The following is a 13,612-nucleotide window of genomic DNA, read 5'->3' as shown; positions in this document are numbered from 1 at the left end:
ACTCAAAGCTAGGTCCATAACTTTGGATTTAAACAGTATTTTATCGACATGCTTATAACCCGATATTGGTACGGAAAATTTATGATTAACGCCCCTGCATTATGGCTTATAAAAAACCTGAGAACCTATGTTGCCCTGATTACTTCACTTTCAGTAGCGATGCTTGTTGGCTGCCAATCGGAACCGCCGAACAACAATAACAGCGCGAGTGTTATCATCGATAATGTTTCCGCAGATCAGATACGCCAGGCGAGCCAATCGGCCCAAGCGCATTGGTTATCACAAGATCATATTTTAGTGGTCGATGACAAAGCACAATCGTTACCACTCAATCTGTATTTAGTAACAATTAGCCGTGATGAAAAAGTGGTTGTCGCGGATACCCATATGATCCACTTAGCAGACCAAGACAGCACAGCGGACTGGCCAAAAGTCTATCCTCATCTTGCCCAGTTTGATAATCAATTATCGTTTGCATTGGATATGTCATTGGCGGATATCAAAGCTCTGCTTAAAGGCCCTCTTTACCTGATAAGCGTGGACCAAAAGCAACAGATTACCTTTGCCACTGCAGTGCAGTACGGCAACCTCTTAGACGTTTTGTATACCCAAGGCCACAATGATGCCGATGAATATCAACAATTTGGTGGGGTTACGCTCGAGGAAAATGGCAAGCGTTTTAGTCAGTTTTCTTTATGGGCGCCGACCGCGCAATCTGTCACGGTAGCGCTTTATCAAGAACCTGGTGTCGAGAAAAATTCAGAAAAATTAACGCTTCGTGAAGATCCCAATACTGGTATCTGGTCAGGGCGAATTGCCGGCGATTATGAAGAATATTATTACCAGTATGAATTAAATATTTATCATCCGGATGCAAGTACGTCCGTTACGATTACCACAACGGATCCATATTCGCTGTCGCTATCTACCAATAGTGAGTACTCTCAACTCGTCAATCTTGATAGCGCCAAAACTCAACCACCTGAATGGCAGGGCCACCAAATCCCAGCCGTTGCGCAAGTGGAAGATAATGTCTTTTATGAAACCCATATTCGAGATTTCTCTGCCCATGATGCACGGTTGAGTAGCCCCGAATTTGCCGGTAAATATAAAGCCTTTAGTGAAACAGACAGTGATGGTATTCGTCATCTTAAGCAGCTAAGGCAAGCGGGTTTGAATAACATTCATCTACTGCCGGCATTTGATATCGGTACGGTCAATGAAGATCCCGAGAAAAGAGTGTCTTTATCCGATACGGTGGCAAAATTATGTGGATTAAAACCCCAGCACGGCTGGTGTGCCGGTGAAAACAAACTTGATCCAGCGCAAATGCAGGATAGCCTGGTCTCAGTACTGCAATCGTTCGACCCCAAAACCGGGCAAGCACAGCATGCGGTGAGTCAATGGCGTGATATCGATGATTATAACTGGGGCTATGACCCGTTTCATTACACCGTACCCGAAGGCAGTTATGCAACTGACCCAATGGGTGTCGCTCGCATTATCGAATTTAGAGAAATGGTGCAAAGCCTGCACAATATGGGATTTCGGGTGATTATGGATGTGGTTTATAACCATACCCATAAAGCCGGATTAGCTGCGACATCGGTTCTCGATAAAATTGTTCCTAATTACTATCAGCGATTGAACCCCATTAGCGGTGCCATTGAACAATCCACGTGTTGTGACAACACTGCAACTGAACGCGAGATGATGGCCAAATTGATGGTGGACTCGCTTATTGTTTGGGCGCGGGATTACAAAATCGATGGCTTCCGCTTTGATTTGATGGCGCATCAACCGAAAGATTTAATGCTCGAAGCAAGAAAAGCGGTTCAGGACGTGGATCCGGATACCTATTTTTACGGCGAAGGTTGGAATTTTGGCGAGGTGGCCAATAATCAGCGTTTTATTCAGGCGAGCCAGCTTGAGCTTGCCGGCTCTGAGATTGGCACCTTTAGTGATCGTTTAAGGGATGCGGTGCGCGGTGGTGCCTTTAATGCGGTTGGCGATGATATTCGTAAAGCCCAGGGCGTTGGCAATGGCTTAGGTAGCTATGACAATGAACTAGCTACCCACGCCAGTGAAATGGCATCAGAAAAGTTACAGCAATACCGAATTGCCATGGACCAAATACGCGTAGGTCTTGCTGGTAACCTGGCGACATTTGAGCTCATCAATAGCGCCGGGGAAAAGGTGCGGGGTAGAGACATCCCGTATGGCGATCAGCCAACCGGGTATGCTTTAGATCCGGCAGATACCATTAATTATGTATCCAAGCACGATAACCAAACATTGTGGGACAATAATCAATACCGCCTCCCCTATGATATGGCTACTGAAGACAGGGCAAGAGTTCAGATGTTGTCACTTACCTATCCATTGCTGGCCCAGGGGATCCCATTTATTCATATGGGGTCGGAATTATTGCGTTCAAAAGCCTTTTTACGCGACAGTTATGATTATGGTGATTGGTTCAATCAGGTAGATTTTGCCATGCAAAGTAACAACTACAATGTTGGCTTACCACCGGCTGAAAAAGATCAGCAGAACTGGCAGCTGATCGGCAAATTGTTAAATAACAATGAAGGCCGTGACTCGGTTTCTGTTGAGCATATTCGCTGGACGAAACAAAGGTTTATCGAATACTTAAGCATTCGCATGTCGTCACCGCTGTTTCGACTAACCAGCGCTAAAGACATTAATGCGCGGGTGTCTTTTGAAAATACCGGACCGCAGCAGCAAGGTGGTATCATTGCCATGAAGCTAAGCGATACAATTGTGGATGCGCCTGAACTTGATGCTCAGTTCAATGAAATATTCGTGGTATTTAACAATAATGCCGCAGCGACGCACTTTACGTATGGGGATGTGCAAGGCTGGCAACTTCATCCAATTCAACAACAAAGTGATGATCAAATCATTAACGCAAGCCGGGTAACAGATTCTGGCTTTGAGATTGGCAAGTTAACCGTTGCGGTTTTCGTGCGTTAACAAATAAGGATAGCGAATGAATAAGCTAACTCGTTTAAATAAGACTTTTTGTTATCTACTGACCATTTTAAGTGCACTTAGCGCTGCAGTTGTTGCTAAAGAAGTTAAGGTGACCTCCCCGGATGGGCGCATTACGTTTACGGTCAGCGACGATGATAAAACCCCTAAATACCGCATTGATTTTAACGACCAGGAAGTTATCGAACCATCCGCGTTAGGGTTGGTATTTCGCGATAGCGACTATTTCGAAGCTGGCTTTGAGATTCAATCAACCACACGCAACCAGGTCAATGCGACCTGGGAGCAGCCTTGGGGTGAAAGTAAGAATATCGTCGATCACCATAATGAATTAAACGTTACATTCTCGGCGGATCGCGACAAGGTAAACACCTATGGTCTGCGGATTCGGGTATTTAACGATGGTGTCGGCTTTCGCTATGAAGTGCCGGAGCAAAAAGGTCTAAATCAAGTAAACATCACTAACGAGTTAACCGAATTTGTGATGGAAAAAAATGCCGATGCGACCGCATGGTGGATCCCAACCCGAGGTTGGAATCGCTATGAATATGTTTATAACACCACGACATTACGTGAAGTTGACAGAGCCCATACACCATTTACGATGAAATTAACCAATGGTGTTCATGTCAGCATTCATGAAGCCGCACTTGTCGATTATGCCGCAATGAGCCTGGATCAACGTCGTCATGGGTTTCTAAAAGCGGATTTAGCGCCCTGGTCTGATGGTGTGTTGGTAAAGAAGCAGGGCGCATTTAATACGCCATGGCGCACCGTACAAATCAGTGACGATGCGACGGGTTTGTTAAATTCTCATCTTATTTTGAATTTGAATGAACCGAATAAGCTTGGCGATGTTGCCTGGGTAGAACCGGGTAAATACGTCGGTATTTGGTGGGGCATGCATATCAATGAAAATACCTGGGGCAGTGGCGATAAACATGGCGCCACAACCGATGAAGTCAAACGCTACATGGATTTTGCAGCGCAATATGGATTCGATGGGGTGTTAGTTGAAGGTTGGAATATCGGCTGGGACGGTAACTGGTTTTTTAATGGCGATGTGTTTAGTTTTACCGAAAGCTATCCGGATTTTGATATGGATGCAATCTACAAATATGCTAAAGACAAAGGTGTGCGTCTGATTGGCCACCATGAAACTTCCGGTAATGTCACCAACTATCGTAATCAGATGGAAGCTGCTTTTGCGTTATACCAAAAACATAATGTGGCGCAGGTGAAAACTGGTTATGTTGCCGACGGTGGCAATATTAAGCGCATTGATGAAAATGGTGTTGCCAGAAAAGAATGGCATGATGGCCAGTTTATGGTTAACGAGTACCTTTACAACATCAAAATGGCGGCGAAATATAAAATTTCTATTAATACCCATGAACCGGTAAAAGATACCGGATTACGCCGCACCTATCCGAATTGGATCTCCCGCGAAGGTGCTCGTGGCCAGGAATTTAATGCCTGGGGTAATCCACCGAATCCGCCTGAGCATGCGGCAATTTTACCTTATACGCGGATGTTATCTGGGCCTATGGATTTTACGCCGGGCATTTTTGACATGAGCTTTAATGGTCTGGGTGCAGATACCAACCGACCACAAACCACATTAGCGAAGCAGTTAGCGTTATATGTAGTGCTTTACAGTCCCATTCAAATGGCCGCGGATTTACCTCGTAATTACCAAGCTAATTTACCGGCATTTCAATTTATTCAGGATGTACCAACCGATTGGGAAAAAAGCATTGCCTTGGATGGCGAAGTTGGTGATTTTGTTATTTTTGCCCGTCAGCAGCGAGATAGTAATGACTGGTTTATCGGTGGACTTACCGATGAAGATGCCCGTGATGTTAGTGTCGCTTTGACCTTCTTGCAGCCTGGCGTAAAATACCGAGCACAGATTTACCGCGATTCAGAAGATACCAACTGGGTCGATAATCCGGCAGAGATCACCATCGAAGAAAAATTGGTTACTGCTAAAGATACATTAAAACTTACTATGGCAAACAGTGGCGGTTTCGCGATTCGTTTGCAGGCTCAATAGAGCCTGCTGGTCAGGGTTTAAAATTTGGGGATGGCGCTTGCGCCGTATTAAAGAAGTATGACAATGAAACAAAAGCCACAATTATCGTTTTGGCAAATCTGGAACGTAAGTTTCGGATTTTTAGGGGTGCAATTTGGTTTTGCCCTACAAAATGCCAATGTAAGTCGCATCCTTTCGGACTTAGGTGCCGATTTACATTCTCTTTCGCTGTTTTGGTTGGTTGCGCCAATTATGGGCTTAATTGTCCAACCTATCGTGGGCTCTGCCTCTGACCGTAGCTGGGGTCGCTTTGGTCGTCGTAAGCCATACATTCTGGCTGGCGCTATACTGGCGGCACTTGGTATGATCTTAATGCCCAATGCCCCGTTATTTGTGGCATTTATGGCACCTATGCTATTTGGTGCGATGATTTTGGCATTTATGGACGCATCGTTTAATGTCAGCTTTCAACCGTTTCGCTCGCTGGTCTCAGATATGGTGCCAGCCTCACAACGCAACATTGGTTATTCGGTGCAATCTTTATTGATCAATATTGGCGCAGTTGTCGGCTCTATTTTACCGTTCGTGCTAACGAATGTCGTGGGCCTGGAAAACACCGCAGCTGCCGGCGAAGTTGCGCCATCTGTTACCTGGGCATTTTATATTGGCGCGACAGTATTGCTTGGTTCCGTCCTGTGGACGTTTATTCGCACCAAAGAATATCCTCCTGAGGAATATTACGCCCACCGTGGCGAAGATGCGGCAGCAATTACTGCGGAACATCAGAAGAAAACGACTATTGCGCAAAGTCTTCGTAACTTCTTTGGCTTGATGAAAACAATGCCAGATACCATGCGCCAGCTTGCCATCGTGCAGTTTTTCTCATGGTTTGCTTTATTTATTATGTGGGTATATTCCATGCCTGCGATTACCCAGCATATATGGGGAGTCGAAGCTCATTGGTTTGATCCCGCGTATATCGATTCCGTCGGATCAGTGCCGCAATCTGTGCTTGATGCCAAAGGTGCGGCGGGTGATTGGGTAGGTATTATTTTCGCGGCTTACTCATTATTTGCGGCAATATTTTCGGTATTTTTAGCAAAATTTGCGGATAAGTTTGGTCGCAAATTAGTATATTCTCTGTCGCTACTGGCGGGGGCGCTTGGGTATTTTTCGTTTACCCTATTAGGGCCATCGAATCCGGTAGAAGTAAACCTACTGATTACTCAAGTCGAAGTGCCACAAGATGCGGTTTATCTGTTACTACCTATGTTAGGCATCGGTATTTCCTGGGCGGCAATTCTCGCCATGCCTTATGCAATACTTGCAGGCTCACTTCCGGTGAGTAAAACCGGCGTGTACATGGGAATATTTAACTTCACCATCGCAGCGCCACAAATCGTGTCAGGCATATTTTCGGGCTGGATATTGAGTGCCGTATTCGACAATCAGGCGATCTACATCATTATCCTTGCCGGGGTCTCTATGCTCTTTGCGGCAATGTCCGTTGGCTTTGTCAAAGACAACGAATAGTTATACCAATCACACTAAGTTTGTGCACAACTCAGAGTTAGGGCAGAGGTTTAGTTGCAACATAGATTTCATTGGTGCAGTCATTCTATATTAATGAAATATAGGGCCGTAAATGAGCCTCTGATAAACGCCCTACGGGTGAGTTTTAATTTAATGTGATTGGTATTACAACTTGCGGTTAAATTCCATAACATAACCGAGACTGGCGTTTAGTGCGCAGGCGTCAGGTTTCAGAAGGGGTTTCTGCAATCTGCGAGTGATTAAGATATTCACGTTCTGCGCACTGAATACTTCTCTTCTATACAAGCTGATGAAGTTGGGGTAACATTTTCGTTATTGATTTGTAGCCAGACGGTTTAATGTGAAAGCGACCTCATTTGATATTGCCTACCGAGCCGGTGTGTCTCAATCCACGGTTTCTCGGGCTTTACGTAATAGTCCTTTAGTCAATGAAGAGACTCGAAAAAAGATTCAAGCGATTGCCAAAGAATTAAATTACAAAGTCGATAAGAACGCTCGTAATCTGCGCTCGCAGCAGAGTAATACTCTCGCCCTGCTTCTGTTTGAAGACCCTGGTGTCGATGAATCGCAAATCAATCCTTTCTTTTTATCCATGCTGGGTTCAATCACACGAGCCTGTTCTAATTCAGGTTATGACTTGTTGGTTTCTTTTCAGGAAATGGAAAATGACTGGCACGCAGAATACGCAGACAGCAATAAAGCCGATGGCATTATTTTGTTAGGGTACGGGGATTATACCGATTATCGGGACAAGCTCGTGCACCTTCACCAACAAGGCACCCACTTTGTGCGATTCGGGGCAGAAGTTACCGATATGCCGGTAACCAGTATTGGCGGTGATAATGTCGGTGGTGGCAAACAATTGACGGAACACCTGCTGACACAAGGTTGTCGAAATATGGCGTTTATCGGCACTATTTCCGAAGCCGCACCTGAATTTTCAGGACGTTACAAAGGGCACCAGCAGGCGTTGGAAGAGGCGGGTTTAAACGTTGAACCCAAGTTACAGGTCAATGCTATCTCTACCGAAGAAGCCGGCTATCAGGCGACCAAGTCGTTATTGGCCAAAGGCGTGACCTTTGATGGTTTATTTGGTGCCAGCGATTTGATCGCGATTGGGGCGATGCGGGCGTTGCAAGAATCCGGTTTAACGATTCCTGACGATGTTCTGGTTGTTGGGTTTGATGACATTCCAATGGCTACTTTTGCGAAACCGGCGTTGACAACAGCGAAACAGGATACGGTATTGGCGGGGCAATTATTGGTGGATAATTTATTAAGCATGATTGCAGGTTCGAAACCAAAAACTGTATTAATGCCAACACAGTTGATCACTCGAGAGTCTTCGAATCGTCTCTAAATAAATATTGCCTGAAGAAGCCTTTCACTGGTAAGTTAAGCCATTATTAATTGCTTGTCGTCAGGTTGTACCGTGCAAAATCCTTTAATTTTCCTTCTTGCCTTCTCCGGTGGTTTTTCAATCATGGGCATTCAATTGCTCGGTGGTCGTATTCTCGCCCCCTATTTTGGTTCCAGTGTTCATGTCTGGGGCAGTATCATTACCGTATTTATGCTTGCCCTTTCGATAGGTTATTTATCTGGAGGACGGTTGTCGTTAAATAACCCATCCCTGAAACGGTTTGGTAGTATCTTTATCCTCGCGGGCGTTACATTACTGCCATTAATCTATTTTACGACCGACATCCTCGATTGGGTATTCATTAATATTGAAGACAGCCGCTATGGATCGTTAGCGGCATCGACCATTTTATTCTTAATCCCAACGATAATACTCGGGATGATTTCGCCCTATTCTATTCGTCTGCTTGTAACTCACCAGGATGAAAGCGGCCAAATCGCCGGTTTGTTGTATTTTGTCTCTACTATGGGTAGCGCCCTTGGCACGCTATTGACGTCCTTTTATCTGGTCCTTTGGTTTGAAGTTAATCAAATACTGTTTTCCTTGTGTGGTCTGTTGGTGGTTCTTGGCGCGCTCGCCTGGGCATATCAACATTTCTTTAGTGAAAAATCTGCGGAGGTTCTGGCCCATGGTTAATCGGATAAAACGACTTTGTTTGACTGCTCTAACCGGTATAGTGGTACTAACGCCAACCATAAGTTCAGCAGAAGTGATCAAAGAACAGCGTTCTATGTACCGGAATATTTTTGTCGAAGATAAACAAAACATCCGTTGCTTAAAGTTTTCGGTAAAACGCAAAGTCTCGAGTCAATCCTGCATTGATAAAGACGAACCTAACCGATTGGTGTTCGACTACACCAAGTTTGTGTTTACCGGGCTGCTGGCCAACCCTAATCCGGAAAAAGTATTGATCATTGGCTTAGGTGGCGGCACTTTGTCGAATAGTTTGCAGCTATTATTCCCAGATATCAAAATAGACAATGTTGAAATTGATCCTGCGGTTGTCACCGTTGCTAAAGAATACTTTGACTTCAAGGAGTCTGAAAATATTCAGACATTTAATCAGGACGGGAGAATATTTATTAAACGTGCTGCATTGAAAAAGTTGCAATACGATTTGATTATTCTCGATGCGTTTAATGGTGAATATATCCCGGAACATCTACTAACCAGAGAGTTCTTACAGGAAACCAAATCCCTGCTAAGTGATCATGGCGTTGTCGTTGCCAATACGTTTTCGAGTTCGCTATTGTTTCATCATGAAACAGCAACCTATCATGATGTATTCGGTGATTTTTATACTGTATCAAAATCGAATAATGCCGGAAACCGTATCATTCTTGCTGGCAAGCAACTTCCCGATGAAGGAACCTTGTTAAATCGAGTCAAAGATTGGCAGGCACCGTTAGCGCGATTAGATGTGGATATTAAATACACCGCCTCTTTGATTAAACGCCAGACAAAGCAAGACGATTCCTATCGAGTACTGACCGATCAATATTCTCCGGCAAACTTACTGAGGTAATTGCCGGACGGGTTAACAAAAGGGGCTGTCGTGTATAAACGAGCAGCCCCTTTTTTATTTACGTCAACTTAACTCACACCTAGCCAACATAAGCGCGGGTTGGTCGTTTGGATGTCTATTTCGCTAACTTTGCAGCCATTAATAACAATTGTGGGTCTAAACGCACTTTATAATTTGGATTGACATACTGAAAGTGCACTAAGCCTTCGTTATCAATGACATATACTGCAGGTGCTGGCAGAACCAAGCGTTCATCGCCTGCGGCATTCTTTTGCAATGGGTTTTGTAGATCCATTTTGGCAAGGTAGCGATCCGTGACTTTCTGCGACGTAAAAAACGCAAGACCAAACGCTTGGCTCATTTGTGAATCAAAATCTGACAATAACAGATAGCTTAGCTCTTCCTTAGTCATACTTTTCTGTAAGTCGGCAGGAGAATCGGTAGATACCCCGATTAACTGATAGCCTAAATCCACCAGGTCTTTTTCAATCTCTTGTAATTGCCCCATTTGCACATTACAGAATGGACACCATCCACCACGGTAGAAGAAAAGTACGGTCGGTTTGTTATTGAGCACTTTCTGTAAACTAACCTTTTCACCTGCAAGTGTTACGGTATCAACCGCTGGCACTGTTTGCCCTACCAACAGGGGAGCCACCAATTCTGCCGATTCAGCAATTGGTTTAGCTGAGACCATAAATGCAAAAAAGGCGCTGGTGAGAATTAGCAATTTAAAATTTTTCAACGTTGTTTCCTTATTATGTGATGAAGCTTGAGTACGTTTGAGTACATGAACATAGCAAAACCATTGACCGAGCGTATACAGGAAAGATTACAAATAATTTTATTTAAAATCTTAATGAGAATGGTTTGCATTACCATTAGTCTTCGATTAGAATTAGCCCCAATAAAACTAAACCACACGAAATCAAGTTTTCCAGGGGACAAAATGAAACGCACCGTAGTTGCTAGCGCGTTGTTAGCGGCCTTGTTCAGCCAGCAGTCATTCGCAAACGAACAAACAGAAGAGCTTAGAAACATCATTGCTGAGCAGCAGCAAACCCTAACAGAATTAGAGCGCCGTTTGGATGAAACGGAGCAACGTTTAGAAGCAACAGCTGATGCGGTAGAAGAAAGCGATGCAGATAACAGTGCGGTAACCATTGGCGGTTACGGTGAGTTACATTACAACAACCTGAAAGATAATGACTCTGGTAGTTCGAAGAAAGAAATCGATTTTCACCGTTTTGTTTTGTTCTTTGGCACAGAATTTACCTCTAAAACTCGTTTCTTTTCTGAGTTTGAATTAGAGCATTCGTTAGCGGGTGACGGTAAAAATGGTGAGGTTGAATTAGAACAAGCTTATGTTGAACACGATATTAGTGACACAGTTAGCGGTAAAGTGGGTCTATTTTTGATCCCAGTGGGTTTGTTAAATGAAACCCACGAGCCACCAACATTTTATGGTGTTGAGCGTAATCCGGTTGAAAAGAATATTTTACCTACAACTTGGTGGGAAGCAGGCGCAGGACTGTCATATGCACCAGCTGGCGGTTGGGCAATCGATACAGCAATCCACAGTGGCCTGGACATTTCAAGTAAAGGTTCTTATAAACCTCGCGATGGTCGTCAAAAGGTCTCTGAAGCGGCCGCTGAAGATTTGGCATTTACTGGTCGAGTGAAATATACCGGTATTAACGGCCTTGAACTGGCTGCGACATATCAGTACCAACAAGATATTACCCAAGGCGGTATGCTGGCTGACGGTTCTGTCGTCGATACAGCGTCTGCAAATATGTTATCGGCACACGCGGTTTATCAACTGAACCAGTTTACTCTGAAAGCATTATATGCGCAGTGGAATATCGATGGTGCCGAAGCACAAGCGCTAGGTCGTGATAAACAAGACGGTTTTTACATCGAGCCTTCGTATCGCATCAATGATGCATTTGGTGTATTTGCCCGTTATAACGTTTGGGATAACAACGCCGGTGATAACAATGATACCGAAGTTAAACAAACGAATGTTGGTGTTAGCTACTACTTACATGAGAATGTCGTGTTAAAGGCTGACTATGAAACACAGTCCGGCGCAAATGATGTTGACGGATTTAATTTAGGATTTGGTTATTATTTCTAATAATTAACGCTAAATTTAACGGTAATGAAAGTGAGCAGGTTTTCTGCTCGCTTTTTGTCGTATAACGCTACGGTGAAAATAATGGTAAAAATCGTCTTCACTTTTTTGATTGGTCTTATTCTGCTACCAAATCAGGTACTGGCTGAGACCGTGTACCAGCAACCTGAGGATTTTATCGCGCAAGCGTTTTTAGGGGATACCCCTAAGCCAAATACGTTATGGTTAACGAAAGCACAAAAGCAAACCGTTGAAGATATATTGCAACACCGCTACTCGCGATTACGTGTTCGTTACTGGCAGCAGCAACAACAAAGCGTTTGGATCCTGGAAGAAATAGGTAAAGAAGCACCAATTACGGTTGGCTTACACATAAAAGACCAACGATTGCAGCAAGTGAAAGTATTAATCTACCGTGAAAGTCGCGGCGATGAAGTGACCCAGGAGTTCTTTACTCAGCAGTTTATAGACGCACAATTACTAAACGACAACAAACTCGATCGTCATATCGATGGCATTACCGGTGCTACCTTGTCGGTTAGGGCTTTAACCAAATTGTCGCGTATGGCATTATGGCTCGATTCTCAAATAGGCTCAGTGGCCAGACTCGAAAAATAATGTCTCAACCGATATGAATAAAAAACGCGGAAAACCAGCGAAACGTAAACTATCGAAACTCTATCGTAAGATACATCGCACATTGGGCATTTGGCTCGCAGTCTTTGTCATTTTCTTGTCTGTGTCAGGTATCCTGATTAATCACTCGCAAACACTAAAGCTCGATCAGAAGTTCGTCGCGGTTGACTGGATTCTGGATCTCTACGGTATCAATTCTCCCCAACAGTTCACTGTATTTGATAGTCAAATACCCGACTCTCCAATTGTGCAGATGGATCAACAAGTTTGGTTCGGTGACAAATTCCTTTTTCAATATCCATCACCATTGGTCAGTGCCGGACAGTATCAAAGCTATTTAATTGTTGCCGGTTCCCAAGATCTATTTATCTATACATTAGATGGTGAGTTACTCGATAGCTTTAATCGTCAGAATGGATTACCTGGGACAATTCGGTTTATTCGCGTCGATTCATCGCAACTGATTCTTGAAACGGATCAAGGCATCTATGTCATGGATGAACAATTTATGGGGTTTTCGTCATTCGCCCCAATTGATGACGAACATATCGCATCGGCTTCAATGGATTCTGGCGTTAAGGTATGGCGGGCTGACTCGGTTAAATTGACGTCGGTTCAAAAACAAACCTTCACTACCAACTTCAAACACCGAATAATGAAATGGGAAAGAGTGCTCCTGGATATGCACAGTGGTCGACTTTTTTCTAAGTTTGGTGTTTGGTTTATGGATTTAGTCGCCCTATTCTTTATATTATTATCGATTACCGGCCTTTATCTGTGGCAAAAAGATAATAATAAAAAACGCAAACATCGATAATTCGTATCTCACTGCCCTATTCTCGTAACAACAGTCCCTGGTTTTGTGCGCATATTACCCACATCGCTCACTAAACAATCAAACAAACATTGTTTTGCGATTTTTATTGAATTAGGTGTTGACGCAGCGCTGAAAATCCCTAAAATGCGCATCCACTTCAACGGGGTTTAGCGACAACTTAAGCCGCTAAGTAAACCAACGAAGTGTTTTGATACGATAACCACACGGGTTTAACCCGGTTATCACAACCGAAACTGAGAAATAATCGAAAACAACTTTTTCGAATTAATTATCAAAAAGCGGTTGACATCAAAATCGGATAGCGTAGAATGCGCATCCTGCTTCGGGCAAGGCCTGCAGCGAATTGAAGACTAAGCGAATGTGATTTAGTTTTCGTCTCGAAAGAGACAATGTCTTTAACAATTAGTTATCAAGCAATTTGTGTGGGCACTCACGTTAAGATTGATTTTACCATT

General features: G+C 43.9%; 10 protein-coding genes. 9 read left to right on the top strand and 1 reads right to left on the bottom strand.

Annotation, left to right across the window (positions count from 1 at the left end; all coding sequences use genetic code 11):
• Positions 1–81 precede the first annotated feature (81 nt).
• The 6 genes from pulA to FE810_RS08015 all read left to right on the top strand — a co-directional run bounded on the left by pulA (position 82) and on the right by FE810_RS08015 (position 9,546).
• Positions 82–2,994 (top strand): pullulanase-type alpha-1,6-glucosidase, encoded by a 2,913-nt coding sequence (gene pulA, locus FE810_RS08040; protein WP_246036987.1) that lies wholly within the window; start codon positions 82–84, stop codon positions 2,992–2,994.
• A gap of 16 nt (positions 2,995–3,010) precedes the next feature.
• Positions 3,011–5,068 carry a glycoside hydrolase family 97 protein gene (locus FE810_RS08035; protein ID WP_138319538.1) on the top strand — a complete coding sequence of 686 codons (2,058 nt, stop codon included), beginning with the start codon at positions 3,011–3,013 and terminating at the stop codon, positions 5,066–5,068.
• 63 nt (positions 5,069–5,131) lie between these two features.
• Positions 5,132–6,580, top strand: coding sequence for an MFS transporter (locus tag FE810_RS08030; RefSeq protein ID WP_138319537.1), 1,449 nt, complete (start codon positions 5,132–5,134; stop codon positions 6,578–6,580).
• 361 nt (positions 6,581–6,941) lie between these two features.
• Complete coding sequence (locus FE810_RS08025) at positions 6,942–7,961, top strand: LacI family DNA-binding transcriptional regulator (protein ID WP_138319536.1); 1,020 nt, start codon at positions 6,942–6,944, stop codon at positions 7,959–7,961.
• Positions 7,962–8,084: 123 nt separating this feature from the next.
• Positions 8,085–8,657: a fused MFS/spermidine synthase gene (locus FE810_RS08020; RefSeq protein WP_138319702.1), complete on the top strand. Its 573-nt coding sequence runs from the start codon at positions 8,085–8,087 to the stop codon at positions 8,655–8,657.
• Positions 8,650–9,546, top strand: a complete 897-nt coding sequence (locus FE810_RS08015; RefSeq protein WP_138319535.1) for a spermidine synthase — start codon at positions 8,650–8,652, stop codon at positions 9,544–9,546. The genes FE810_RS08020 and FE810_RS08015 overlap by 8 nt, the downstream gene beginning before the upstream one ends.
• Before the next feature lie 115 nt (positions 9,547–9,661).
• Here FE810_RS08015 and FE810_RS08010 read toward each other — a convergent pair whose 3' ends face one another.
• A complete protein-coding gene (locus tag FE810_RS08010; protein WP_246036985.1) occupies positions 9,662–10,291 on the bottom strand; it encodes a peroxiredoxin-like family protein in 630 nt (209 codons plus the stop codon).
• A gap of 204 nt (positions 10,292–10,495) precedes the next feature.
• Between FE810_RS08010 and FE810_RS08005 the strand changes: the two genes are divergently transcribed.
• The 3 genes from FE810_RS08005 to FE810_RS07995 all read left to right on the top strand — a co-directional run bounded on the left by FE810_RS08005 (position 10,496) and on the right by FE810_RS07995 (position 13,136).
• Complete coding sequence (locus FE810_RS08005; RefSeq protein WP_138319534.1) at positions 10,496–11,686, top strand: porin; 1,191 nt, start codon at positions 10,496–10,498, stop codon at positions 11,684–11,686.
• A gap of 81 nt (positions 11,687–11,767) precedes the next feature.
• Positions 11,768–12,301, top strand: a complete 534-nt coding sequence (locus FE810_RS08000; RefSeq protein ID WP_138319533.1) for an FMN-binding protein — start codon at positions 11,768–11,770, stop codon at positions 12,299–12,301.
• Between the two features lie 13 nt (positions 12,302–12,314).
• On the top strand, positions 12,315–13,136 hold the full coding sequence (locus FE810_RS07995; protein ID WP_138319532.1) for a PepSY-associated TM helix domain-containing protein: 822 nt from the start codon (positions 12,315–12,317) through the stop codon (positions 13,134–13,136).
• Positions 13,137–13,612 lie beyond the last annotated feature (476 nt).

The organism is Thalassotalea litorea (assembly GCF_005843925.1).
Lineage (GTDB): Bacteria > Pseudomonadota > Gammaproteobacteria > Enterobacterales > Alteromonadaceae > Thalassotalea_A > Thalassotalea_A litorea_A.
Note: the sequence above shows the minus strand (reverse complement) of the source record. Positions and strands in the feature narration are given on the sequence as shown.

Excerpts from the sequence above, each read along its gene's own strand:
- pulA (WP_246036987.1), top strand. The coding sequence starts at position 82 with ATGATTAACGCCCCTGCATTATGGCTTATAAAAAACCTGAGAACCTAT.
- FE810_RS08035 (WP_138319538.1), top strand. The coding sequence starts at position 3,011 with ATGAATAAGCTAACTCGTTTAAATAAGACTTTTTGTTATCTACTGACC.
- FE810_RS08030 (WP_138319537.1), top strand. The coding sequence starts at position 5,132 with ATGAAACAAAAGCCACAATTATCGTTTTGGCAAATCTGGAACGTAAGT.
- FE810_RS08020 (WP_138319702.1), top strand. The coding sequence starts at position 8,085 with ATGGGCATTCAATTGCTCGGTGGTCGTATTCTCGCCCCCTATTTTGGT.
- FE810_RS08015 (WP_138319535.1), top strand. The coding sequence starts at position 8,650 with ATGGTTAATCGGATAAAACGACTTTGTTTGACTGCTCTAACCGGTATA.
- FE810_RS08005 (WP_138319534.1), top strand. The coding sequence starts at position 10,496 with ATGAAACGCACCGTAGTTGCTAGCGCGTTGTTAGCGGCCTTGTTCAGC.
- FE810_RS08000 (WP_138319533.1), top strand. The coding sequence starts at position 11,768 with ATGGTAAAAATCGTCTTCACTTTTTTGATTGGTCTTATTCTGCTACCA.
- FE810_RS07995 (WP_138319532.1), top strand. The coding sequence starts at position 12,315 with ATGAATAAAAAACGCGGAAAACCAGCGAAACGTAAACTATCGAAACTC.